This is a genomic window from Geodermatophilus sp. FMUSA9-8, from assembly GCF_037034165.1.
GTDB lineage: Bacteria > Actinomycetota > Actinomycetes > Mycobacteriales > Geodermatophilaceae > Geodermatophilus > Geodermatophilus nigrescens.
This window is the reverse complement of sequence record NZ_JBAGKE010000007.1, coordinates 46,243-68,867: the sequence shown is the minus strand read 5'-3', so window position 1 is coordinate 68,867 and position 22,625 is coordinate 46,243. Positions and strand designations below refer to the sequence as shown.

The following is a 22,625-nucleotide window of genomic DNA, read 5'->3' as shown; positions in this document are numbered from 1 at the left end:
GGTCCGCTGCGGACTCCGTGATCTCGCCTTGCCGTTCCACTCGGGGACGCCAGGATGCCGATGTGGCAGCCCACGTCTTCGTCGTCCCCGGCACGCTGAATGCACTGCACTGCGACGACGTGGTGGTCCCGACGGACCACCGTGGTGTCGGCGGCGTGAAGGCCCATTTCCGCGCGCCGCTGGGGTGGCGTAACCGGGACGACGTTCCGGATTGGGCACGCGACCGGCGGCTCGACGACCGTCACCGGTACCTGCAGTTGGACCCCGCCGGTCCTCCGGGCGATGGGCCGGCCCGGTGGCTGCTCCATGTCGGCGCCTCGAGTGGGAGCGACGTCGCCTGGCTGCGCGACGGGATCCGGCAGGTGTTGATCGCCATCGCCGGCTCGGGGCGCAGACCATCAGCGATACAGCGGCGGGTGGCCATCCCGGTAGTCGGTGTCGGTCGGGGTGGGTTCGGACAGCGGCGGGGTGCAGTCATCGCGGCCCTGCTCGAGGAACTGCAGGCCGCGCCAGACGAGCTCGACATCGTCCTCGTGGCGAGCAACCGGTCGGACTACTCAGCCCTGCAGGCCCATCGCGCGGCACAGGCGTCGGGCCGCCTGGAGGATGCCCTCGAACACGCCGCCGGGGTGTTGGCCGAACGGGCACGGCAGGGCCAATTGGCGGTGTTCATGGGGGCGGGGACTGGTGTGGCGGCCGGGCTGCCGTCATGGGGTGAGCTCCTCGACCGCCTGGCGGAGGCACTCAATGTCCCGGGCGGCGCGGCCGCGCTCTCGCGCTTCGGACCGCTCGACGCGGCGGAGGTGCTCCGCAAGCAGGCCAAAGCCGAGGCCAGCAGCGGAGCCGTGGACGGGGCGGGCGAGAAGACCCTTGGCGACCACGTAGCAGCGGTCCTCGGCAGACCTCAGAGATATGGCCTATCGCATGTCCTCCTGGCCTCCCTGGACGTCGATCAGGTCATCACCACGAACTTCGAAGATCTCTACGAGAAGGCGGTCATCGCTGTCTCGGGCCGTGACGTCCCCGTCGTCTTGCCGGACCGGTACCCGGCGGAGGACATACGGGAGGGGCGCGGCTGGTTGCTCAAGCTCCACGGTGATGCCGGCCGGTCCAAGAGCATCGTGCTCGACCGTCGCTCTTTCGTCCGGTACGACGCGACGCGGCGGCCCCTCGCTAGCGTCCTGCAGGCCACCCTCCTGACCCGGCACCTGCTCGTGGTCGGGGCTTCGATGACCGACGACAACGTCATCCGCTTGGTTCACGAGGTTGCGTCGCTCAACGAGGACCACGGCCGGCCGCATGAGATGGGCACGCTGGTCACCCTTGAGGAACGGCCCCTCGCAAAGACCCTCTGGGAGCCAGAGTTCCGCATTCTCTCCCTCGGGAAAGCCGCTCCGACCGGCGAGACGAAGGAGCAAGCGGCAGAGAGACTGGCGCAAGCAGGCCGCCAGTTGGAGATCCTCCTCGACCGGGTGGCGACCCTCGCGGCACGTGATGCGGTGCAGCACCTGCTGGACTCGCGCTACCGCGACTTGTTCGTGCCGGAGGAGGACACGGAGGCCGAGCGCAGGACCGCGGAGAGCTTGGCCTCCGCCGCCGACAGCATCCGGGCTTTTCTGCCGAGGTCGACCCGACATGCCGAGTGGCGAGCAGTGCTCGACCAATTGGAGCGCTGGGGTGCTCGGGGCGCCGGCGCGCGAGAGGAAGAGCGATAGCAGTCCGGATCAGGTATCCAGAAGTTCCTCAGGAGCGACGCCACCTCTGGCGACAGCGCCGAGGTCGAGGCCGTGAGCGAGATACGCCTTGGCGAACGTCTTGTTCTTCGCCATGCCGACCGGATGAGGGAGGAACGCCACCAGGCGGGGACTGCCTCCCAGGGTCCGGACGGCAAGGGACTGGCGCGGGTCGTCGGCGAGGGACGCGGCGGTGCCGAAGGCGGCGGGGAGGCCCCACAGGCTCATCACCCGCTTTCGTGCCTTGGCGCCGAGGACGACCACGAGCGGCGCCTGACTCAGCCCGACCACTCGATCGAGATGCATGCGAGCGCAGAAGTTGACGGCCCTGTCGACGCCGATCTCCTTCTTGCTCTTGCAGTGCACCACCTCGGTCATGCAGTAGTCCCGCTCCGGCGTTGCCCCTGGGCCGAGCAGTTCCTGCGCTCGCTTACGGACGTTGACCCAGAAGGCGACCTTCTTGGGACTCAGCTCACCGAGGACATTGCGGAAGTGTCCGTCGGGCGTGGCGGGCGAGTTCGGTGCCGTCCCGAAACGGTGCAGGAAGAAGTCGACGATGTCGTCGTCCTTCCACTCAGCCAGCGGATAGCGCTCGACGTGAGTGCCTGACTGGTGGTCCCCCGACTCACTGAGGCTTGGATTGCTGGAGAGGAAGAGGATCCGCGCCCGCTCGATGTCCCCAGCCCACGGCTCGGGCAGGTGACGAGCAGGGCCCGCGGCCGCCTGCACCCCGACGACCTTCGAGCAGGGGTGCGCCGGATCCCGCTGCGCGAGTGGCAGCTGGATGCATCGAGCGACCCTCAACGCGACGGCTGCGGCTTCGCTGGGCACTGGTTCGGAAGTGACGCGCCTCGGGGCGGCCCGTGCCGCGTCCGGCTCTACGGGCCGGACGGGCAGCTGATCAAGGTGAGTTGACCAGACGTGGGTCAGGTGCCCGCCAGCTCGCCAGGCGAGTGATTGCTCGGCGATGAGCCGGACGAGCTCCGCGTGCTCGGCCAGGACCGTGGCACTCGCGTGGAGATAGGCGGTCCTGGGGCTCTTCTCGTCGAGCGTGGCTCCGGGCACCGCGACCAGGACCGCCTTCGCATCCTCCGCGGGGAGGGCAATGGATACCCAGGTCTTGTGGAGGTAGCAGGCGACGGCTCCGCCGTTCGCTGGGCGGAGGCTGACGTAGGGCCCGGTCCACTTGCTGATCACCTCGACGCGGGAGGTAAGGGCGGTCGCCAGATCGTGGATCGCCGGGACGGGACCCAGGTCCGCCAGATCGTCCAGCAGCGCGCTCACCGGCACGCCCCCGCGGCGAGCCGCTCCAACGCGGTCGTGAAGGACGCATTCCACAGGCCGAGGTGCGGCCAGCGCTCGGCGACGTGCGTCGTCGCCTCCTCCACCGACATCCCCTGCTCGCGGACCAGCCAGGCGCGCAGCACCAGTCCGGTCCGCGACGCCCCGCCGTGGCAGTGCACGAGCACCCGGTGCCCCTCGGCGTGCAGCGCGGTCAGGTCGTCGAGGACGTCGGCGAGCATCACGTCGAGGTCGACGTTGTGGTCGTTGTCGGCGATGTAGGACATCCGGTGGTTCGTGTGCGGGAACGGCTCGCCCAGCCGGCACAGCGAGATGACGGCGAAGTCCTCGTCGGAGTACCGCGCGCCGTCGAGGTTGCCCGCCCAGATCCCCGGCAGCACCTCCACCGGGCCGATCCGGGGGATGACGCCGGGGTCGTACGACGGCACCGGCTTTCCGTCGAGCGCGGAGGCCAGCTGCTGCAGGTCGGCCAGCCGCCACACCCGGTCGCCGTGCCCGGGCACCGTCCCGTGCACCGGCGAGGACCACCGCATCGGGATGCCGCCCATCCCGTACACCGCCCCGGCCAGCCCGCCGGCCACGCACGCGACGGTGTCGGTGTCGCCACCCAGGTCGATGACCAGCCGCAGCACCTCGGCGAAGTCGCGGCCGGTGCGCAGCGCCCACAGCGCCTGCCCGAGCGTCGGCCACACCGCCCCGTTCGACTCGGTCGCCATCGACGGCTCCCAGTCGGGAGCCAGCACCGTCGCCCACCGGTCGCGGTGCTCCTCGGCGACGAGCGGCAGGGCATCGGGGACGGCAGCGAGCGGGTCGCCGCCATCGAGCGCCACCCGCATCAACTCGTGGAAGACGGCGCAGCCCTCGCCGGCCGCCGGGTCGCCGTGGGTCAGCGCGGAGATTCGGCGGGCGGCGTCGACGGTCGCCTCGGTCCCGTCGCGCGAGAACCGGATCGCCGCCGGCGTCGTCCGCATCAGGGAGCCGTTGCCCGCGGCCCGGCCGGTCCGCGCGAAGTGCTCGGCCGCCGCGCGGTCCCACGGCAGGCCCGACTCGAACACCGCCCGCGTCTGCACGCCGATGTCCGGCGGTCCGGCCGCGGCCCAGGCGGCGAACCGGCCGAACAGGTCGGCCACGTCCAGCCCGCCCCGCTCGACCAGCGACCGCGCCACCAGCAGCGCCATCTGCGTGTCGTCGGTGAACTCGCCCGGCGCCCACCCCAGCGACCCGCCGCCGCACATCTCCGTCGTCGCACCGCGCGCGGGGGAGGGGAAGCGGACCGAGAACGCGCCCGCCGGGCCGAACTCGAACGGCGCGCCCAGCGCGTCGCCGACGGCGGAGCCGACGAGCGCGCCCGCGACGCGGTGGGACCGGTGCAGTCCGGCTGTCACTCAGACCTCCGAGGCGATGGCGGTGAGGTGGATGGTGCGGTCGTCCCAGTGCAGAGCATCGGACCGGACGCGCGGATCGCTGCCGCGCAGTCGGACACCGAGGCCACTCGACCCGGACAGGACCATCGGGGTGCGCTCGACTCGTTCGGCGAACGAACGGGCAAGCGCACCGGGGGTCCGGACCGCGGGACGGCCGAGGGCGTCCATCGTGGCCGCCTGCATCAGCCCAGGCCAGTGGGCGACCAACGAGCGCCTGGTGTCGAAGATCTCGAGCCAGGTGGGGCGTCCCGCGACGCCCACCAGCACCCCGCGCTGCCCCGCCAGCGGCCGGAGTCCCTGCGTCAGGCGCTGTGTCGCGAGCTGGATGCTGTTGAGCCGCTCGGCCAGTGAGTCCGTCGCCGACGGCCCGGCCACCTGCTCGTAGCCGCGGACCTGTTCCCAGACCCCCTGCTGGGCGTCCTCGCGACCCAGGACGCGCAGGACAGTGGCCGGCGCCCGTCGACCGCGGCGTGCGTGCGTCTGGCCCCCGTGCCACCGCCCCTGCTCGACACAGACGACGCGAGCGACCGTCGGCCGATCGGGGGCGAGGAGCGTCGTCGTGGTGAGGGCCCGCGTCTGCCACCCACCCTCGAGTAGTTCGCCGGCGAGCAGGAGGACGGGTCGGTCGGCGCGGTTGGTGACCACCAGTTGGTCAACGGCCGGCGAGCCCGAACGCTCCGCGACGTCGACGGGGGCACCGGTGCTGGTGAGGTAGCGCGGCGCGGCGGTGGGTGCATCGGTCCAGACCGGGAACACCGTCAGCGGCCCATGGGCGGTGCCTTGCCCCACGTGCAGTCGAAGCCCCAGTTTGGCCATGGCGCCCACCTCCCGTAGATTGCGCTGTGTCGCGCAAATAGGAATTTAGACGGGAGTTGCTCAAAGTGTCAACGGGCCCCTCGCCCCGGCCGCTCACCTCGTATCCGCGGCCCTCGGTGGCGGTGGATACGGCGGTGCTGACGCCCGTCGTCCCCGACGGTCTCCATGTCCTGCTCGTCCGTCGCACCGATGACGTGGGGAAGTGGTCCCTGCCCGGGACCTTCCTGCACGAGGGGGAGACGCTCGCCGACGCCGTCTTGCGGTCACTTGACCAGAAGGCACACCTGACCGGCCAGTCGCCCCGGCAGTTGCACGTCTTCGACGCGTCCGGCCGGGACGACCGCGGGTGGGTCCTGTCCGTCGCGCACGTCGTCCTCTTGGCGGCTCACGTCGTCCTCCCCGTCGTGGAGAGTCATCCGGCCGATGTCCGCCTCCGCCCGGTGGCGGAGGCCGTCGGTCTGCCGTTCGACCACGACGACATCGTGCGGAGGGCGGTGGCGACCGTGCGTCAGGAGTACGCCGAGCGCCCGGACCCCGAACGACTGCTGACAGAGCCCTTCACACTCAGACAGTTGCGGGTCCTGCACGAGGCAGTTGTCGGCGGGCCTCTCCAACGCGACGTCTTCCGGCGCCGGGTCAGGGACCACCTCCTGAGCACCCAGCAGAAGACGTCGGGGGAGGTCGGCAAGCCGGCGGAGCTCTTCCGGCACGCATGACTCGAGTGGGCCGTTCCTGGGGGCTAGCGGCGGTACAAAGGCCCGTCTGTCGGCGGGGGACCAGCCGATCATGGGAACCGCGTGAGAACGTCCCGTCTCGATGTACCGCACCGACGGCTCCCTGGTCCTGAGCCCCACCGACCTCACCCGCCACCAGGCCTGCGCGCACGTGACGACGCTCGACCTCGCCGTCGCCGACGGCCGGTTGAAGCCCCTCGCCGGCGGCCCCGACGACCACGCGCTGCTCATCGCCGACCTCGGCACCGAGCACGAGGAGAAGTACCTCGCGGCGCTGGAGGCCGAGGGGCGCAGCGTCGTCCGCATCCCCACCCGGTTCGACGCCGCCGGCCGCCGCGAGGCCGAGGCGCTCACCGTGCAGGCGATGCGGCAGGGCGTCGACGTCATCGCCCAGGCCGCGTTCTTCGACGGCGTCTGGGGCGGCGCCGCCGACTTCCTCCTCCGGGTGGAGACCCCGTCGAACCTGGGCGCCTGGTCCTACGAGGTCGCCGACGCCAAGCTCGCCCGCCGCGTCAAGGTCCCGGCGCTGCTGCAGATGGCCACCTACGCCGAGCGCCTCGCCGTCCTGCAGGGCAAGGCGCCCGAGCACGTCTGGGTGGTCACCGGCGACGGCGCCGCCAACCCGTGGCGCCTGGTCGACGTCGCCGCCTACGCCCGCCGCGCCCGCGCCAAGCTCGCCGGCTTCCTCGCCGACCCGCCGCCCACCGCGCCCGTCCCCGTGCCGTACTGCAGCCAGTGCTCGTGGAAGCCGCGCTGCACCGCCGAGCTCGCCGACGCCGACGACCTCAGCCTCGTCGCCGGCATGCGCGCCGACACCCGCGCCGCCCTCCGCGCCGCCGGCATCACCACCCTCGAGCAGCTCGCCGGCGCCGACCCCGAGACGCTCAAGGCCGCCCGCATCGGCGCCGCCACCCGCGCCCGCGTGCAGGAGCAGGCCCGCGAGCAGCTGCGCGAGCGGCGGACCGGCGTCCCCACCCGCACCCTGCTGCCACCCACGAAGGGCCTCGGCCTGCTCCGGCTGCCCGAGCCCAGCGACGGCGACCTCTACCTCGACTTCGAGGGCGACCCGCACTCCGCCGACGGCGCCGGCCTCGAGTACCTCGCCGGCATCGGGCGGCGCGACGGCAGCTTCACCGCGCTCTGGGCGCACGACCCGGCCGCCGAGAAGCAGATGGTCGCCGACCTGATCGACCTCATCCTCGACGCCTGGCGCGCCGACCGCGGCATGCACGTCTACCACTACGCCGCCTACGAGGTCAGCGCGCTCAAGCGGCTGACCGGCCGCTACGGCGTCCGCGAGGCCGAGCTCGACGAGCTGCTGCGCAACGAGCGCTTCGTCGACCTCTATCCCGTCGTCAAGCAGTCGATGCGGATCAGCAAGGGCTCGTACTCGATCAAGAAGGTCGAGGCGTTCTACGGCCGCGAGCACACCGGCGACGTCGCCGACGCCATGGGCAGCGTCATCGCCTACGAGAAGTGGCTCGCCGACCGTGACCCGCAGCGCCTCGTCGACATCGAGCTCTACAACAAGGACGACGTCGACTCCACCCGCGAGCTGCACGACTGGCTGGAGACCCAGCGCGAGGAGCTCGAGCGGGAGTTCGGCGGCCAGGACCGCCCGCTGCTGTCGGAGGCCACCGGCCCGGTCGAGCGCACCGACGCCGAGCTGGCCGAGCTGGCGCTGGTCGACCGGCTCAAGGACGCCGGGCACGACCTGCTCGGCGACCTCGTGCAGTGGCACCGCCGCGAGGCCCGCCCCGGCTGGTGGGAGTTCTTCGCCCGCAAGGAGATGGACGACGACGCGCTCGTCGAGGACGGCACCGCGCTCGGCCGGCTGGGGGCTCCGGTGGAGGTCGGCCAGGAGAAGCGGTCGAAGCTCTACGAGTACCGCTTCCCGCCGCAGGACACGAAGCTGTCGGTCGGGTCCACGGCGGTCGACGTCGACCAGCGGGCGGGCATCGGCACCGTCGTCGCGCTCGACTCCGCCGAGGGCCGCGTCGTCGTCAAGACGGCGAAGGCCCCGGCCACGCCGCGCGCACTCGGGCCGAGCGGCCCGCTCGACGACAAGGGCATGCGCGCCGCCATCACCGCCACCGCCGACGACGTCCTCGCCGGCACGCCGTGCCTGGGGCAGGCGCTGCTCGAGCGGCGGGTGCCGGCCGACTGCCGCCGTCGTCCCGACGAGCAGGCCGGCGACGCCGTCGTCCGGATCGGCCTCCGGCTCGACGGCGAGGTGCTCGCCGTCCAGGGCCCGCCCGGTAGTGGCAAGACGCGGGCGGCGTCGATGCTCATCCGCGCGCTGCTCGACGCCGGCAAGAAGGTCGGCGTCACGGCCACCTCGCACGCCGTCATCGGCAACGTGCTGTCGGCCGTCGACCGGCCCGCGCTGCAGAAGTGCGACGAGCACCAGGCGTGCGGCGCGCCCGGCGTCGAGTGGTCGAAGGACGGCAAGGACGTCGCCCGGCGGCTCGTCGACGGCGACGTGCGGCTGGTCGGCGGGACGGCGTGGTTCTGGACGCAGCCCGACCTCACCGAGGCCGTCGACGTGCTCGTCGTCGACGAGGCGGGGCAGTTCTCGTTGGCGAACGCGGTCGCGGTGGCGCGAGCCGGCAAGTCGCTGGTGCTGCTGGGCGACCCGCAGCAGCTCGCCCAGCCCTCGCAGGGCGTGCACCCCGGCGACTCGGGGCTGTCGGCGCTGGAGCACCTGCTCGAGGGGCACCCGACCGTGCCCGAGGGCCGCGGGATCTTCCTCGACACGACCTACCGGATGCACCCGGCGCTGACGCGGTTCGTGTCGGACCTGGCGTACGAGGGCCGGCTGGAGTCGGCGGCGCTGCGCGAGCGGATCACCGTGCGGCCGGGCGGGCTGGTGTCGGGCAGCGGGCTGGCGGTGCGGTCGGTGGCGCACACGGTGCCGGCGGCCGCGTCGTCCGCGGAGGAGGCCGCCGAGGTGGCCGCCGTCTGGCGGTCGCTGCAGGGCGTCGGCTGGGTCGACGCCGAGGGCGCCGAGCGGCCGATCGGGCCGGACGACGTGCTCGTCGTCGCGCCGTACAACAACCAGGTGGCGTTGATCCGCTCGCTGCTGCCCGACGGCGCACGCGTGGGCACGGTCGACCGGTTCCAGGGGCAGGAGGCGCCGGTCGTCGTCTACTCGACGACGTCGACCTCGGCCGACGAGGCGCCGCGCGGGGTGTCGTTCCTGTACGACCTCAACCGGCTCAACGTGGCGGTGTCGCGGGCGAAGGCGCTGGCGGTCGTGGTGATGAGCCCGCTGCTGCTCGACGCGCAGGTGCGGACGCCGGAGCAGCTGCGGCAGGTCAACGCGATGTGCCGGCTGGCCGAGCTGGCCGGTGTCTGACACCGCGCAGCTCGCGGGCCTCCTGGGCGTCGGCGCGGACGTGCTGGTGCGGGCGCTGGGCGACGGCTGGACGGAGGTCGCCGGGCCGCCGCACGAGCGCTGGTTCGTGAGCGGGCGCCCGGTGCAGGTGGCCGTCGGCTGGGACGGGTTCGGCTTCACGCTGGCCCGCCCGGAGCCGCGGTGGTCGGGCAACGAGCTCGTGTGGGAGTTCGCGGCCGAGCGCGGGTTCGGCTCCGACGAGGTCGTCTACGAGCGAGCGGTGCTGGCGGAGGCGGCCGAGGAGGTCGCCCGCCGTCGTCGGCGGACCTTCCGCTGGTGCCCTGTGTGCCGCGAGGTCAAAGCCCGCGAGCACGTGCACGACAACACCGGCCTGTGCACGTCCTGCGCCGAGCGCCACCTCGGCGTCCACTCTTGAGAATGACCGGGGACCGATGACATCACAGCGACATGAAGGCGCCCGACGCTGGTTTGGCCCCGGCAGCTGGTATCTCGCCGTCACGTTCCTGTCAGTCGGGATCTTCGCCGCCATCCCCTTCTGGCACGCGGCCAATCGCCTCGGTGACCGGTCCGCGCGCCTCTGGGCGCTGGCGTTCAGCGGCTGGGCTGTGGCCTTCGTCGTGGCCACGAACCTGCTGTCCGACGATCAGCCTGGCAAGAGTCCAGGGGACGGTCCCGAGTGGCTGAACAACATGCTCGCCATCGTCGTCGTGGTCCTGCTCGTGGTCGCGTGCGTCCGTCTTCAACAGTTGCGCAGACGCGTCTATGGACACGAGCTAGCAATGCGCGGTGCTGACGCGGTCATGGCGCAGGCGCTCGAGAGGCGACGTCGGAGGGAAGAGGCACGCTCGCTGCTCGCGCGCGACCCCGCTCTGGCACGCGAGTTGGGGATCGGGCGTCCGGACCTCCACCGGGGATACGACGACGGCGGACTCATCGACGTGAACACCGCTCCTTCCGACGTCATCGCGGCCGGACTAGAGGTCGATGCAGCTACGGCGGATGCGATCGTTGCCGCGCGATCTCTGCGGGGTGGCTTCTACTCGGTGGACGAAGTGGTCGTCTACACCTCGCTGCCTCCGCACGTACAGGAACGTCTGCGTGAGAAGGGCATCGCTTGAGCGCTTCGTGTCCACGCCCCTGTTGCTCCTCGGACTCAAGCAATCGTGTCGCGCGAGGGACCTTCGTCGTGGCACTGCCTGATGCGCATAGTCAGAGGTAGCCGCCCGGTGAGGACGCCGAGGCGCCCGGACCCGCGCTGCGCTGCTCCCGCATCACGTACAGCTCGGCCAGCGTGATCGGCCGCTCCGGAGCGGCGGCCGCGTCGTCGCCCAGCCACCGGCGGGCCTCGGCCGGCGCGAGCGGCAGGAACTCGACCTGGCTCAGGCAGCGCCCCGGCCGGGTGATCGCGGGGCGCACTCGGCCGACGTCCTCGTTGGTCGTCAGCGGCACGACCACCGGCAGCCCGTGCCCGAGGATGCCATCGCACAGGTTCAGCAGCCGCCCGACTGAGGCGCCGGCGCGCTCCCGGGCCTCGGCGCGGAGGTAGTCGTCGCAGTCCTCGGCCACGACCAGCCGCCACTTGCCCTCGTCGGTGTGGTCATCGGGGTGTTCGTCCGCGCCGGCGACATCGAGTAGGTACTGCCGCTCGGCGAACAGCCGCTCGGGGCCATCACATAGTGCGTGCGGCACCACGGCGCCCACTCGCGGCTCAGCGTCCGAACCGCCGTCGTCTTGCCCGTCCCCGGAGCCCCGTGCCACAGCACGAGGCGCCCGGTCAGGCCGGACATCCCCATGAGGTCGGCGAGCCCGCCGGCGGTGGCGGCCGCGTAGTGGGGTGAGGTCTCCGCCCAAGTGGGCGCGGCGATGCGCCGCGACGACGGCTCACCGATCCCGTCCCGGAAGGAGCAGAAGCGCACGCGCACCGACCCCGGGGGCGGCTCGGTGACGGCCTGGGCGGCGGCGACCAGCCTGTCCCGCAGCTTATCGGTGGCCGCAGCGTCCGTATCGACCACCGACACCTTCGTCATGCTGTGCGCGACCTCGACGCTTGCGAGCAGGCCCAGCCAGGCCGCGACCACCACCTACGCGGCGCCGTTCTGCTGGTCGAGCCGGACCTCGGCGTCCTCAGGCAGCAGCTCGAGCGGCATCTCGACGGCGCCGGACACCTCGCCTGTGCGCAGGACCGGAAGCCCGTCCTCCTACTGAGCGCGGACGAGCATTGCCGTCGACAGCTCGTGCAGGTGGCTGAACCAGAACGAGCCGGCGAAGGGCTGAGCGGGCGGCACGGCGACACGACAGGCGCGGGGACCGACGACGGCGCCCCGGTCGGCGGTGACCGAGGCGCCGTCCGTCCGTCAGGCGACCCGGCGGGCGCCCTGGTAACCGGTCATCGAGTCGAGGTTGACGACCGCGACCGGCTTGCCGGCGGTGGAGGCGTGCACCATCTGGCCGTTGCCGATGTACATGCCCACGTGCGAGACCGGGCTGTAGAAGAACACCAGGTCACCGGGCTTGAGGTCGGACTTCGCCACCGGGGTGCCGAACGTCGACTGGGCCCGCGAGGTGCGGGGGATCTCCACGCCGGCCGCGCGGTAGGCGAAGCTGGTCAGGCCGGAGCAGTCGAACCGGTCGGGACCGGTCGCGCCGTACTGGTACATGTCGCCGCGCTGCGCGAGCGCGGTGTCGACGGCCGCCTGGGCGACGCCGTTCGGAGCGGCCACCGGGGCCGCCGCCACGACCCCGCCACCACCGCCGCCGCCTGCGGCAGCCGAGGCCGGGAGGGGCGAGAGCGCGATGCCGGCTCCGGCGATGGCCGCGACGGCGATGCCGCGGAACGAGCGACGGGCGAGGGGCGTGCGTGCAGTCGTCATGGACGACGGTTCTCCTGTTCTCCACGGTCGCCTACCGGGTTAGCTGACGGGTTCGGGCGGGGGAGTCGCCCGGCGCGAGAGGTCGCGCTTCACCCCTGGGACTCGATGGGTCCCCGGTCCGGAGGGCGGCTGGCTGCCGGCGTCCGGTTCGGCGTGGTCCGGCGGGTGTCACACGGGTTCGTGACGGGGACCCGGCCAGGACCAGCGGGAACGGTAGGGAGGGCCGCGGACCGTCACAACCGCCCGAGGGACGCGCCACGCCCGGTCCGGAACCGCGGACTTGACGGCGGCCGCCCATCCGACACGCCACCGTCACCACGACAGATGCCTCTCCGGAGCCCGCGGCGCGCGACCGCGGACGCGCGGGGACACGCCGTGCCCCACGAGAAAGGACGGCGCGGTGCGTCCGCACGCGGTGTCAGGAGCCGCCCACGGACGGGCGGTCTCCGAGCGTGGGGACGTGGCGGTTGCCGGACGCGTTGACGGGGCACGGAACGGGGGATCGAGAGAGAGGAGCACCCCATGGGAATGATGAGGAACCTCATCGCCTCCGGCGTGGCCGCGAAGGTCGTGCAGGAGCTCAAGAAGCCGCAGAACCAGGCGAAGATCAAGCAGTTCGTCCGCGACTTCCAGGCCAAGCAGAAGAAGGGCGGCACCGGCGGCCGCGCCTACTGACCGCTGATCCGCCCGCGGCCCCCGTCCCACCCCGGGACGGGGGCCGCGGTGCGTCCGGGGCCGGTGCGACGGTCCGTTGCGGTTCCGAGACGGCTCGGTCCCCGGCGTCCCGGACGGCGACCCGACCCCGTGTGACGCTCGCCGGCGTCTCTCCGCGACGCCGGCGCCGACCTCCCCGGGAGGCGCTGCCGGCGCGCGTCCGCACGACCACCACGGGGTGTCCCATGAACCAGTCCTCCGCCCGCCGCCGACTCGGCGCGCTTCCCGTCCTGCTCGCCACGGGCCTCCTCCTCGCCGGCTGCGGGGACGACGGCGAGACCGGCCTCCCCGCGCCCACCTCCACCCCGTCGGCTCCGGCGACGTCGTCCGCGGCGGCCCCGACCACGCCTGCCCCGACGACGCCCGCCCCCGAGCCCGCGGTGGCCCCTGCCCCCACGCCGGAGGTGACGCCGGCTCCCGTGGTCGTGGACTTCCTCATGCCCGCCGTGGTCGGCATGACGCTGCAGGACGCCCAGGACCTGATCCAGACCAACGGCGTCTTCCTCAGCCTGTCCCACGACCTGCTGGGCAGCCGCAACCAGGTCCTCGACGCCAACTGGCGGGTCTGCACCCAGAACATCGCACCCGGCCAGCGGGTCACCGGGGACGTCGAGGGCGCCATCGACCTCGGCGCGGTCAAGCTCGACGAGCTCTGCCCCTGACGTCCGGCCGCGGCCCCGTCCCGGTGGGACGGGGCCGCGGTGCGGTCAGGGCCGGCCGGCGTGCGGGACGTCGACCTCGGTCGCGAGCAGCACCGCCTCGCGCACCGGCGCGCGGTTGTGCTCGTAGAAGTCCGGCGCCGCGCACATGAGCAGCGTCCGGCCGTCCTCGCCGCCGAGCATGCAGGCGTAGACGCCCAGTCCCTCGGGCGCCGCGACGGCGTCGACGATCTCGCCGCCCTCGGCCACCCGCACGACCCGCCCGCCGACGGCGTCGGCCGCCCAGATGCACCCCTCGGCGTCCAGGGAACAGCCGTCCGGGGCGACGGCGAGCTGCCCCAGCACCTCGTCCACGGTGCGCCCGGTGACCTCCGGCCCCAGCGACGCCCACACCCGCCGGTTGGTCAGCGACCCGTCGGCGCCGAGGTCGAACGCCGTGTACCGGTTGCCCAGCGTCTCGCCGACGACGAGCGTGCCGCCGTCCGGGGTGATGACCGAGCCGTTCGGGAACTGCAGCCCCTCGGCCGCCACGGACACCGTGCCGTCGGGGTCGATCCGCTTGAGCGACGCCGTCGCCGCCTCGCCGCCGCCCATCAGGTCGAAGCCGAAGTCGCCGACGAACACGTGCCCGCCCGGGCCGACGACTAGGTCGTTGAGGTGCCCGCCGCAGTGCTCGGTCAGGTCGGCGTAGGTCGACAGCGCCGACCCGTCCCAGCGCAGCACCTCGTGCGTCTTCATCGACACGACCACCAGCGACCCGTCGGGCAGCCAGCCCTGCCCCGACGGCTGCCCGGGCACCTCGAACCGCACGGTCTCCTGCCCGTCGGCGGTCACCGTGCTCACCGTGTGCCGGTAGAAGTCCGACACCCACCACGTGCCCTCGTGCCAGCGCGGCCCCTCGAAGAACCCGCCGCCGGTCAGCACCGTCCGCACCTCGCGCTCTGCCATGACGCGGACCCTAGGAGCCCGACGCCGGCGGCCCCAGCGGAACGGGATCCGGGCCGGCGACGATCGGCGCCGTCACCGTGCCGATCCGCTCGATCGTCACCGCCACCTCCACGCCCGGCCGCAGCCACGGGTGCCGCTCCTCGCCGTGCAGCGACCGCAGCTCCAGCAGGCAGCCGGTGCCCACGGTCCCGCTGCCGACGACGTCGCCCGGCCGCAGCTCCGTGCCCCGTGAGGCGTAGGCGAGCATCTGCCCGAACGACCAGCGGACGTCGGCCCAGCTGCCACCGCCCTGCTCGACGCCGTCGACCGAGGCGCTCATCCGCAGCGCGTAGCCGTGCCCGGACCGGTGCGGCTCCAGCTCGTCGGGCGTGACGAGGACGGGGCCGATCGTCGTCGCGCCGTCCTTGCCCTTCGCCGGGCCGAGGCCGATCTTCGACTCGACGCCCTGCACGTCGCGGGCGCTCCAGTCGACGAACACGGTGTAGCCGGCGATCGCCGCCTCGGCCTCCTCCGGCGTCAGGTCCGACCCGCGCCGGCCCACGACCGCGGCCACCTCGACCTCGTAGTCGAACGCCGCCGAGCCGGGGGAGACCGGCACCGGCTCGCCCGGACCGCGGACCGCCGCCGGGTTGGTGAAGTAGAAGACCGGCTGCTCGAACCAGACCGGGGACACCTCCCGCCCGAACGCGGCCGCGGCGTTGCGCGCGTGCTGCTCGAAGGACAGGAAGTCGCGCACCGACGGCGGCCGCGGCACCGGCGCGCGCAGCACCAGCCCGTCCTCCGGCAGCACCTCGGCCGGCTCGCGGCCGGCGGCCGCGGCGAGGTCGGGCAGCAGGTCGACCAGGGCGGCGTCGAACCCGTGCACCCGCCCGTCGCGCAGCAGCCCGGCCCGTTCGGCGCCGTCGGCCGGCGAGACGTAGGTGACCCAGCGCATCAGCTCTCCTCCCTCACGCGCGCGCCGCCTGCCGGCGCCCGGCGGCTCCCATCGTGGTGCTCACCGGACCGCCGGCTGCGGGCGGTTGGCCTGGAACAGCGGCTCCATGACGTCCCACCCGTTCTCCGGCGTGCCGGGCAGCACGACGCCGGCGTCGGACAGCCGCTGCAGCAGGCCGTCGCAGACCGCGTCCGCCTGCCGGCCCAGCGCGGCGAGGTCGTGGTCCACCAGTGCGCCGTCGCGCTTCACCACCCGCCCGTCCACCAGGACGGTGCGCACGTCGGCGACCGTGGTCTGGAAGACCAGCGACCCGACGACGTCCGGCCGCGGGTGCATCTCGAACGAGTCGCCGCCCACCACGACGACGTCGCCGCGCTTGCCCGGCGTCAGCGAACCGATCCGGTCGCCCATGCCCATCGCGTCCGCGGCGTTGACCGTCGTCCAGGTGAGCGCCTCGCGGGCCGTCGTCGTCACGGTCTCCGGCATCCGGCCGGCCAGGTTGACCGCCTGCGTGGCGTCCCAGCGGTCGAAGCCGAGGCCGAAGCGCATCTCGTGCCACAGGTCGCCGGAGTTCAGGCTGATGACGTCGGCCGACAGGGTCGGGGCGATCCCGTGCCGCCGGCACCGCTCGAACACCGGCCGGCCCATGCCCATGTTCAGCTCGGTCTCCACCGAGATCGACACCTTGCCGCCGGTGCGGGCCAGCGCCGCCCACTCGTCGTCGTCGAGGGTGTTGCAGTGCACGTGCACGATGTCGGGCCCGAGCTGGCCGGCCTCGTCGAGCTCGCGGATGCCGCCGGTCACGCAGCTGCCCCACACGCAGCCGGTGTGGCTGACGACCAGCGCGCCGAGCTCCCGGGCGACGGCGAGCTCGTCGAGCGTGTGCTGCCACGGCTGGCCGAACACCTCGCTCAGCGAGACGCCGATGGTGACCAGCCCGCGCGGGTCGGGGAAGTGCTGCCCGGCGAGCCGGCGCAGGTCGCGCACGCGGTCGTCGTGGGTGCCGAACTGCGGGTCGGCCGGCCGGCTCTCGAAGAACCCGTGGCAGTGCGCCGCCCGCACGCCGGACTCGACGATCCCGGCGATCGCCGCGTCGGAGTGCGCGGGGGTGTTGTTGGTGTGCGAGAAGTCGAGCAGCGTCGTCACCCCGGCGTTGAGCGCGTCGGCGCCGCCGAGCAGCTGGCCGACCCGCACGTCCTCGGGCGTAATCGCCGGCGAGATGGCCAGCCGGATGCCGAAGTAGTAGTCGCCGAGCGTCCAGTCGGCGCAGATCCCGCGCACCACCGACTGCCAGGTGTGCCGGTGGGTGTCGATCAGCCCGGGCAGCACGACGCCGCCGGTGGCGTCGACCACCTCGGCGTCGTCGACCTGCAGGGAGGGGGCGACGGCGACGATCGCGCCGTCCTCGATGAGCACGTCCCCGGTGGGCAGGTCGCCGATGGCGGGGTCCATCGAGACGACGTGGCCACCGGTGACGAGGGTGCGGGACTGGGCCATGGGGTGCCTCCGCGGCGTCGGGGAGTGGGCCCGATCACTCCACACCCGGCGGGGCGCCCGATCATGTGCCGGATCGGCAACGGTCAGCCGGCCGCCACGGCGTCGGCAGCCCGCCGGAACGACTCCACCGCCGGCCGCCGGTCGGCCACCCGGGTGACGACGGCGACCTCGACCGGCGGCGCGTCGAACGGCACGAACCGGACGTCGGGGCGCGGGAAGAACGCCGCGGCGGCCGCGCCGTGCATCCCGATCCGCCCGGTGGTCGCCACGGCCGCGGGGATCGACGCCGGGTGCCGCACCGCGCTGCCCCGCCCGTCCATGCCGGCCGGGCCCACCCAGTCCCGGAAGCGCGGGTGCGCCGAGGACATCCGCAGCCACGGCTCGTCGGCGACGTCGTCGCGGGTGAGCAGCGGGGCGTCGGCCAGAGGCGAGGAGGCCGGCACGACGACGACCGACGGCGTCCGCAGCACGGTGCGGAACTCCAGCCCGTCGACGGCGCCGAGGTGCTGCACCAGGCCGACGTCGAGGTCGCCGCGGCGGACGGCGTCGTACTGGTCGTCCATGTCGAGGTCCTCGAACAGCAGGTGCACGCCCGGCGCGGCCGCGGTGACCACGTCGCGCAGCGCCGGCCAGCGGTCGGCGGCGCCGAAGCCGAGGACGCCCACCCGCAGCGCGCCGTCGTCGGGCTCCCTCGGCGCGGCGGCCTCGGGCAGCCGGTCGAGCGCGGCGAGCACCGTCCGGGCGTGCGCGACGACCCGCTCGCCGGCCGGGGTGAGCGCCACCCGCCGGCTGGTGCGCTCGACCAGCCGCGCACCGACGTCGCGCTCCAGGCGCTGGATGCGGCGCGAGAAGTGGCCCGGGTCGAGGTAGTGCCGCCGCGCCGACCGGCCGAAGTGCAGCTCCTCGGCGAGCGTGAGCAGGTAGCGCAGCGACTCGACGTCCACGGCCCACCTCCGGCGCCGGCCGGCTCCGTCGCCGTCCGCCCGGCCCACTGTCCTGCACGCGGGACCTCAGTCGCCCGCGGCGCTCACTGCCCGGCGCAGCCGGAACCGGCGCAGGGCCACGGCCTTCTCCGTGCGGCCGAGACGACCGGCGGCTTCCCGGACGGTCCCGACCATGACCTCGACGTCCTCGTCCGGGGTCCAACGTCGCGCGCCGGCCACCGGGCGAGCCCGCATGCCGGGCGGTCTCGTCCATGCGGCTACGAGCGCGGCCGCCGCGCGTTTCCGTTCCAGGGCGAGGCACCCCGGGGGATAGAGCCAGGAGGCCAGGGCGGCGGCTCCGTCGCTGGCCACCATCGGGTTGTAGACGCCGTCCCGGGTGTTCCGCCGGACGGTCCGCTCGAGGCCCGTCACCGCGCGGACCTGGGCGCAGAAGAAGTCGGCGAGCGGCTGACTCGCGGTGACGAAGCTGAGGAACGGTCGCCCCGTCCGCGTGAAGCCCACGCTCCCGTCACCGTCGACGAGTCCGCGCAGGTAGTCCCGGGTGCTGAACGGGACGGTGGGCGGTGCGACCAGTGCCGACTTGGGTCCCGCCGGCAGGCCGAGGCCGACGAGCTCACGACGGACGGACAGGTCGCACAGCGTCCACACGGCCGACCGGTGCGGGCCGAAGTTCGTGGTCCGCACGCGACGGGACACCCGCGAGTGCACCGGGAACAGGCCGGCGAACTCGTGGAGCACGGCTTCGTCCTGCACCGCGAGCTCGATCATGAGGCGCCCCTTCTGTCCGGTACCGGCGTAGAGGCTGCCGTCGGTCTGGGCGAAGCCGAAGAAGTAGGCGTGCGCAGGGTCCGTGAGGTCGAGGTGCGGCACCAGGCAGGCATACCGGGAGCCGCCGACGGAACCGATCGCCCGTGCACCGGCGGCTCGCGCACCACACCCGGCGATGCGGACCCCGGCGTGCCGTTTCCGTTCCGCATGCCCCGGGCAGCCCGACTGCGCCCGCCGGACATCCAGCAGTGAGGACCCCCGTCATGCAGGTCGGACTGAAGCTCGCCACCGAGGCCTTCCCGCCGGAGGAGATCGTCCGCCAGACGGTCCGCGCTGAGGAGGCGGGCTTCGACTTCGTCGAGATGAGCGACCACTTCCACCCCTGGCTCGACACCCAGGGGCACAGCGGGTTCACCTGGTCGATGCTCGGCGCGATGGCCGCGAAGACCGAGCGGATCGGCCTGGTCACCGGCGTCACCTGCCCGATCATCCGGTACCACCCCGCCGTCATCGCGCAGGCCGCGGCGACCGTGCAGATCCTCTCCGGCGGCCGGTTCACCCTCGGCATCGGCGCCGGGGAGCGGCTCAACGAGCACGTCGTCGGCGCCGGCTGGCCGGCCGTGCACGTGCGTCACGAGATGCTCCGCGAGGCGCTGCAGATCATCAAGCTGCTCTGGCAGGGCGGCTACCGGACGTTCGAGGGCAAGTACCTCCAGCTCGAGGACGCCCGCGTCTTCGACCTCCCCGAGCAGCTGCCGGTCATCGCCGTCGCCAGCGGCGGGCCGCACGCCTCGCGGCTGGCCGCCGAGTTCGGCGACGGGCTGTTCGCCACCGAGCCGCGCGAGGACCTCGTCGGCGCCTTCCGCGAGGCCGGGGGCTCCGGCCCGCACTACGCCGAGGTGCCGATGGCCTGGGCCGAGACCGAGGACGCGGCGATCCAGGAGGCCCTGGAGAAGAGCCGCTGGGCGCTCACCGGCTGGAAGGTCATGAGCGAGCTGCCCAACCCGGTCAACTTCGACGCCGCCAGCCAGACGGTGAAGGAGGACGACATCCGCGGGCAGTTCTCCGTCGGCCCCGACCTCGACCTGCACGTGCAGCAGGCGCAGCCCTACGTCGACGCCGGCTTCGACCACCTCGTCCTGCAGAACGTCGGCCCCGATCCCGACGGGTTCATCGACGCCTGCGCCGGCGGGCTCATCGAGCGGGTGCGGGGCCTGACGGCCTCCTGACGCCGTCGTCCCTGCCGATCTCCGCAGCGGTCCTGCCACCGCGCGCGGCAGTGGGGGAGGAGGACACGGCCCGGGGGCAGACTCGCCGGCCGTGACCTCCTCCCTGCCCGCGCTGCCCGACACCCCCGCCTGCCGCCTCGCGCGGGAGGTGGTCGCCGAGTTCTCCTCGCCCGCCCTGGTGAACCACTGCCTGCGCAGCTACCTGTGGGCCGCCGACCACGCCGGCCGCCACGGCATCGCGTTCGACGACGAGCTGCTGTTCGTCGCGGCGATGGTCCACGACCTCGGCCTGTCCCCGGTCTTCGACAGCGCGACGCTGCCGTTCGAGGACGCGGGCGGCGCCGTCGGCTGGGTGTTCGCGGCGGGCGCGGGCTGGCCGGTGCCGCGCCGCCGTCGGGTGGCCGAGATCGTCGTCGCGCACATGGCGCCGGAGGTCGACGTCGCGGCCGACCCCGAGGGGCACCTGCTGGAGCTCGCCACCGGCCTCGACATCTCCGGGCGCGACCCGGAGGCGTGGCCCGCCGACCTGCGGGCCGCCGTCCTCGCCGAGTACCCGCGGCTCGGGCTGATCCACGAGTTCGTCGCCTGCTTCACCGACCAGGCCCGCCGCAAGCCCGACTCCCTCGCCGGCCGGTTCACCGCCGCCGGCTTCGCCGACCGCGCCCGCGCCAACCCGCTGGACCGGTAGTCCGCAGCCGCGGTGGTCCGGGCCGGGTCGTGCTCTGCTCACGGGGACGGGGCAGAGCACGACCTCCCCGGGGAGTCAGGGGCGGGCGACGACGACCTTCCCGATCGTCGACGACGACTCGACCCGCCGGTGCGCCTCCGCGAGCGTCGCCGCGTCGACCGGCGACAGCCGCGCGGTGAGCGTGGTGCGCAGCACCCCGGCGTCGACCAGCCGGGCCACCTCGTCGAGCAGCTCGCGCTGGGCGGTGCTCTCCGGGTCGTGCAGCGGCCGGCTGAACATGAACTCCCAGTGCCAGCCCTGGCTGCGCTCCTTGAGCGGCAGGGTGTCGAGGCCCTCGGGCTCGTCGATGGCCACCACCGAGCCGCCGACCGTCATCACCCGCGCGAACGTCTCGACCATCCCGGCCGAGTACGGGCTGAACACGTACCGCACCCCGCCCGGCGCGACCCGCGCCACCTCGGCCACCAGGTCGCGGCGGTCGACCACCTCGTGCGCGCCGAGCCCGCGCACCCACTCGGCCGCCTCCGGCCGCGACACCGCCGCGACCACGGTCAGCCCGGTGAGCTGCCGGGCGAGCTGCACGAGCATCGACCCGACGCCGCCGGCCGCGCCCATGACCAGCAGCGTGCCGGTGCTCTCGCGGGTGAGCGCCCAGCGCTCGAACAGCGTCTCCCAGGCGGTGATCGTCGTCAGCGGCAGCGCGGCCGCCTCCGCCCAGTCCAGCGACGCGGGCGCGTGCCCGGCGATCCGCTCGTCGACCAGGTGGTACGCGCCGTTGGAGCCGGGCCGGGCGATCGAACCCGCGTGGTAGACGGCGTCCCCGACGGCGAACGCGGTCACCGCCTCGCCGACCGCGACCACCGTGCCGGCCGCGTCGAAGCCCAGCACCCGCGGCTGCCCCCCCGGGTCGGCGCCGCCGCGCAGCTTCACGTCGACCGGGTTCACCGAGACCGCCCGCACCTCCACGAGCAGGTCGTGCGCACCGGGTGAGGGGACGTCGAGCTCGACGTCGGTGAGCACGTCGGGGGAGCCGGGGGAGGAGTAGGCGACGGCGGGCATGCGGGACGGGAGGGACATGCCGGCGACGCTATGCGCGAGGTACTGGTTTCCCGCAAGGGAGCTTGGTTACTCCGGGGAACCACGGCAGGATGGTGACGTGACGACGGCGCACCTGCCCGCCTGCGGGCCCCGGGACGTGTACGCGGCCAACTGCCCCTGCCGGTCGGTGCTCGACCTGCTGGCCGACAAGTGGAGCGCGCTGGCGCTCGGCGCCCTCGAGGAGGGACCGCGCCGGTTCGGCGCCGTGCGCCAGCGGCTGCAGGGCATCAGCCCGAAGGTGCTCACCGCGGTGCTGCGCCGGCTGGAGGAGGCCGGGCTGGTCGACCGGACGGTCTACCCGGCCGTCCCCCTGCACGTGGAGTACGCGCTCACCGACCTCGGCCGCGACGCCACCGTGCCTCTGGCCGCGCTGCGCACCTGGGTCGAGCAGAACATCGACCGGTTCCCGGCGCGCGACTGAGGCTCAGCCCCTGTCGAGCAGCCGCAGCGCCGGGCGGGACAGCCGCTTCTCCAGGCTCACCCGGTGCCGGCCGTCGGGGTCGCGGCGGAAGTCCAGCGAGTCGACCAGCGCCTGCATCAACCGCAGGCCCGCGCCGCCGTCGCCGTCGAGGCCGGCCGCGGTCAGCGAGGACCGGGCGGCGGCCTCGTCCCGGTCGAAGCCGGAGCCGTCGTCGATCACGGTGATCCGGCAGACGGTGTCGTCGATCGCGACCGACACCTCGTACCCGGCGTGGTCACCGGCGTGCCGGACGACGTTCGCGCACGCCTCGGTGAGCGCCAGCGTCGTCTCCTCGACGACCGGCCGCTCGACCTTCAGGTGTTCCAGCGCCTGGCGGCACAGGCCGCGGATGAACGGCACGCTGTCGACGTCGACGGGCAACGTCACGGTGAACGAGATGTCCACGCCGGGCCCCTCTCTGCAACAGCGGGTTACGCTCCTCCGGTCCG

General features: G+C 73.5%; 23 protein-coding genes and 1 riboswitch. Of the genes, 11 read left to right on the top strand and 12 right to left on the bottom strand.

The window, feature by feature from the left end; genetic code table 11:
* Nucleotides 1-62: 62 nt before the first annotated feature.
* Nucleotides 63-1,715: an SIR2 family protein gene (locus WA616_RS15400; protein ID WP_336031153.1), complete on the top strand. Its 1,653-nt coding sequence runs from the start codon at nucleotides 63-65 to the stop codon at nucleotides 1,713-1,715.
* Between the two features lie 9 nt (nucleotides 1,716-1,724).
* On the opposite strand, the gene WA616_RS15395 is transcribed toward WA616_RS15400, so the two are convergent.
* From WA616_RS15395 to WA616_RS15385, 3 genes are read right to left on the bottom strand one after another with little or no spacing between them, the layout of a single operon-like run.
* A complete protein-coding gene (locus tag WA616_RS15395) occupies nucleotides 1,725-3,017 on the bottom strand; it encodes a hypothetical protein (protein WP_336031150.1) in 1,293 nt (430 codons plus the stop codon).
* Nucleotides 3,014-4,420 (bottom strand): ADP-ribosylglycohydrolase family protein, encoded by a 1,407-nt coding sequence (locus tag WA616_RS15390; protein WP_336031148.1) that lies wholly within the window; start codon nucleotides 4,418-4,420, stop codon nucleotides 3,014-3,016. The genes WA616_RS15395 and WA616_RS15390 overlap by 4 nt, the downstream gene beginning before the upstream one ends.
* The gene (locus tag WA616_RS15385; RefSeq protein ID WP_336031147.1) at nucleotides 4,421-5,275 is read right to left on the bottom strand and encodes an ARPP-1 family domain-containing protein; all 855 of its coding nucleotides are present in this window, start codon (nucleotides 5,273-5,275) and stop codon (nucleotides 4,421-4,423) included.
* A 134-nt stretch (nucleotides 5,276-5,409) separates the two neighbouring features.
* On the opposite strand from WA616_RS15385, the gene WA616_RS15380 reads away from it, so the two are divergent.
* From WA616_RS15380 to WA616_RS15365, 4 genes are all read left to right on the top strand, one after another.
* Nucleotides 5,410-5,991, top strand: a complete 582-nt coding sequence (locus WA616_RS15380; protein WP_336031144.1) for an NrtR DNA-binding winged helix domain-containing protein — start codon at nucleotides 5,410-5,412, stop codon at nucleotides 5,989-5,991.
* 100 nt (nucleotides 5,992-6,091) lie between these two features.
* The gene (locus WA616_RS15375; RefSeq protein ID WP_336031142.1) at nucleotides 6,092-9,367 is read left to right on the top strand and encodes a TM0106 family RecB-like putative nuclease; all 3,276 of its coding nucleotides are present in this window, start codon (nucleotides 6,092-6,094) and stop codon (nucleotides 9,365-9,367) included.
* Nucleotides 9,360-9,782 (top strand): hypothetical protein, encoded by a 423-nt coding sequence (locus tag WA616_RS15370; protein ID WP_336031140.1) that lies wholly within the window; start codon nucleotides 9,360-9,362, stop codon nucleotides 9,780-9,782. The genes WA616_RS15375 and WA616_RS15370 overlap by 8 nt, the downstream gene beginning before the upstream one ends.
* A gap of 16 nt (nucleotides 9,783-9,798) precedes the next feature.
* Nucleotides 9,799-10,485 carry a hypothetical protein gene (locus tag WA616_RS15365; RefSeq protein WP_336031139.1) on the top strand — a complete coding sequence of 229 codons (687 nt, stop codon included), beginning with the start codon at nucleotides 9,799-9,801 and terminating at the stop codon, nucleotides 10,483-10,485.
* 91 nt (nucleotides 10,486-10,576) lie between these two features.
* On the opposite strand, the gene WA616_RS15360 is transcribed toward WA616_RS15365, so the two are convergent.
* Nucleotides 10,577-11,068, bottom strand: a complete 492-nt coding sequence (locus tag WA616_RS15360; RefSeq protein ID WP_336031138.1) for a hypothetical protein — start codon at nucleotides 11,066-11,068, stop codon at nucleotides 10,577-10,579.
* Nucleotides 11,069-11,230: 162 nt separating this feature from the next.
* On the opposite strand from WA616_RS15360, the gene WA616_RS15355 reads away from it, so the two are divergent.
* On the top strand, nucleotides 11,231-11,572 hold the full coding sequence (locus WA616_RS15355; RefSeq protein WP_336031137.1) for a hypothetical protein: 342 nt from the start codon (nucleotides 11,231-11,233) through the stop codon (nucleotides 11,570-11,572).
* A gap of 149 nt (nucleotides 11,573-11,721) precedes the next feature.
* On the opposite strand, the gene WA616_RS15350 is transcribed toward WA616_RS15355, so the two are convergent.
* The gene (locus WA616_RS15350) at nucleotides 11,722-12,237 is read right to left on the bottom strand and encodes a C40 family peptidase (RefSeq protein WP_073420439.1); all 516 of its coding nucleotides are present in this window, start codon (nucleotides 12,235-12,237) and stop codon (nucleotides 11,722-11,724) included.
* 12 nt (nucleotides 12,238-12,249) lie between these two features.
* Nucleotides 12,250-12,401: riboswitch (cyclic di-AMP (ydaO/yuaA leader) on the bottom strand.
* A gap of 358 nt (nucleotides 12,402-12,759) precedes the next feature.
* Here WA616_RS15350 and WA616_RS15345 point away from each other — a divergent pair.
* The gene (locus WA616_RS15345; RefSeq protein WP_175562858.1) at nucleotides 12,760-12,912 is read left to right on the top strand and encodes a hypothetical protein; all 153 of its coding nucleotides are present in this window, start codon (nucleotides 12,760-12,762) and stop codon (nucleotides 12,910-12,912) included.
* A gap of 224 nt (nucleotides 12,913-13,136) precedes the next feature.
* Nucleotides 13,137-13,613, top strand: coding sequence for a hypothetical protein (locus WA616_RS15340; RefSeq protein ID WP_336031134.1), 477 nt, complete (start codon nucleotides 13,137-13,139; stop codon nucleotides 13,611-13,613).
* A 45-nt stretch (nucleotides 13,614-13,658) separates the two neighbouring features.
* Here WA616_RS15340 and WA616_RS15335 read toward each other — a convergent pair whose 3' ends face one another.
* The 5 genes from WA616_RS15335 to WA616_RS15315 all read right to left on the bottom strand — a co-directional run bounded on the left by WA616_RS15335 (nucleotide 13,659) and on the right by WA616_RS15315 (nucleotide 18,803).
* Entirely contained in the window at nucleotides 13,659-14,558 is a 900-nt protein-coding gene (locus WA616_RS15335) for an SMP-30/gluconolactonase/LRE family protein (RefSeq protein ID WP_336031133.1), read from the bottom strand.
* Nucleotides 14,559-14,568: 10 nt separating this feature from the next.
* Nucleotides 14,569-15,492 (bottom strand): fumarylacetoacetate hydrolase family protein, encoded by a 924-nt coding sequence (locus WA616_RS15330; protein WP_336031132.1) that lies wholly within the window; start codon nucleotides 15,490-15,492, stop codon nucleotides 14,569-14,571.
* A 60-nt stretch (nucleotides 15,493-15,552) separates the two neighbouring features.
* Nucleotides 15,553-16,989 (bottom strand): amidohydrolase family protein, encoded by a 1,437-nt coding sequence (locus WA616_RS15325; protein ID WP_336031131.1) that lies wholly within the window; start codon nucleotides 16,987-16,989, stop codon nucleotides 15,553-15,555.
* 83 nt (nucleotides 16,990-17,072) lie between these two features.
* Nucleotides 17,073-17,933: a LysR family transcriptional regulator gene (locus WA616_RS15320; RefSeq protein WP_336031129.1), complete on the bottom strand. Its 861-nt coding sequence runs from the start codon at nucleotides 17,931-17,933 to the stop codon at nucleotides 17,073-17,075.
* Between the two features lie 66 nt (nucleotides 17,934-17,999).
* Nucleotides 18,000-18,803, bottom strand: a complete 804-nt coding sequence (locus WA616_RS15315; protein WP_336031127.1) for an LAGLIDADG family homing endonuclease — start codon at nucleotides 18,801-18,803, stop codon at nucleotides 18,000-18,002.
* Between the two features lie 161 nt (nucleotides 18,804-18,964).
* Between WA616_RS15315 and WA616_RS15310 the strand changes: the two genes are divergently transcribed.
* On the top strand, nucleotides 18,965-19,930 hold the full coding sequence (locus tag WA616_RS15310) for a TIGR03557 family F420-dependent LLM class oxidoreductase (protein WP_336031123.1): 966 nt from the start codon (nucleotides 18,965-18,967) through the stop codon (nucleotides 19,928-19,930).
* Between the two features lie 91 nt (nucleotides 19,931-20,021).
* Nucleotides 20,022-20,618, top strand: a complete 597-nt coding sequence (locus WA616_RS15305; protein ID WP_336031122.1) for an HD domain-containing protein — start codon at nucleotides 20,022-20,024, stop codon at nucleotides 20,616-20,618.
* Nucleotides 20,619-20,693: 75 nt separating this feature from the next.
* Here WA616_RS15305 and WA616_RS15300 read toward each other — a convergent pair whose 3' ends face one another.
* Nucleotides 20,694-21,695 carry a zinc-binding alcohol dehydrogenase family protein gene (locus WA616_RS15300; RefSeq protein ID WP_336031120.1) on the bottom strand — a complete coding sequence of 334 codons (1,002 nt, stop codon included), beginning with the start codon at nucleotides 21,693-21,695 and terminating at the stop codon, nucleotides 20,694-20,696.
* 79 nt (nucleotides 21,696-21,774) lie between these two features.
* Here WA616_RS15300 and WA616_RS15295 point away from each other — a divergent pair, with 79 nt between their 5' ends.
* Nucleotides 21,775-22,137, top strand: a complete 363-nt coding sequence (locus WA616_RS15295) for a winged helix-turn-helix transcriptional regulator (RefSeq protein WP_336031118.1) — start codon at nucleotides 21,775-21,777, stop codon at nucleotides 22,135-22,137.
* A gap of 3 nt (nucleotides 22,138-22,140) precedes the next feature.
* On the opposite strand, the gene WA616_RS15290 is transcribed toward WA616_RS15295, so the two are convergent.
* Entirely contained in the window at nucleotides 22,141-22,581 is a 441-nt protein-coding gene (locus WA616_RS15290; RefSeq protein WP_073420429.1) for an ATP-binding protein, read from the bottom strand.
* Nucleotides 22,582-22,625: the final 44 nt, after the last annotated feature.

Excerpts from the sequence above, each read along its gene's own strand:
- WA616_RS15300 (WP_336031120.1), bottom strand. The coding sequence starts at position 21,695 with ATGTCCCTCCCGTCCCGCATGCCCGCCGTCGCCTACTCCTCCCCCGGC.
- WA616_RS15365 (WP_336031139.1), top strand. The coding sequence starts at position 9,799 with ATGACATCACAGCGACATGAAGGCGCCCGACGCTGGTTTGGCCCCGGC.
- WA616_RS15330 (WP_336031132.1), bottom strand. The coding sequence starts at position 15,492 with ATGCGCTGGGTCACCTACGTCTCGCCGGCCGACGGCGCCGAACGGGCC.
- WA616_RS15325 (WP_336031131.1), bottom strand. The coding sequence starts at position 16,989 with ATGGCCCAGTCCCGCACCCTCGTCACCGGTGGCCACGTCGTCTCGATG.
- WA616_RS15310 (WP_336031123.1), top strand. The coding sequence starts at position 18,965 with ATGCAGGTCGGACTGAAGCTCGCCACCGAGGCCTTCCCGCCGGAGGAG.
- WA616_RS15385 (WP_336031147.1), bottom strand. The coding sequence starts at position 5,275 with ATGGCCAAACTGGGGCTTCGACTGCACGTGGGGCAAGGCACCGCCCAT.
- WA616_RS15345 (WP_175562858.1), top strand. The coding sequence starts at position 12,760 with ATGGGAATGATGAGGAACCTCATCGCCTCCGGCGTGGCCGCGAAGGTC.
- WA616_RS15340 (WP_336031134.1), top strand. The coding sequence starts at position 13,137 with ATGAACCAGTCCTCCGCCCGCCGCCGACTCGGCGCGCTTCCCGTCCTG.
- WA616_RS15375 (WP_336031142.1), top strand. The coding sequence starts at position 6,092 with ATGTACCGCACCGACGGCTCCCTGGTCCTGAGCCCCACCGACCTCACC.
- WA616_RS15335 (WP_336031133.1), bottom strand. The coding sequence starts at position 14,558 with ATGGCAGAGCGCGAGGTGCGGACGGTGCTGACCGGCGGCGGGTTCTTC.
- WA616_RS15355 (WP_336031137.1), top strand. The coding sequence starts at position 11,231 with ATGCGCCGCGACGACGGCTCACCGATCCCGTCCCGGAAGGAGCAGAAG.
- WA616_RS15350 (WP_073420439.1), bottom strand. The coding sequence starts at position 12,237 with ATGACGACTGCACGCACGCCCCTCGCCCGTCGCTCGTTCCGCGGCATC.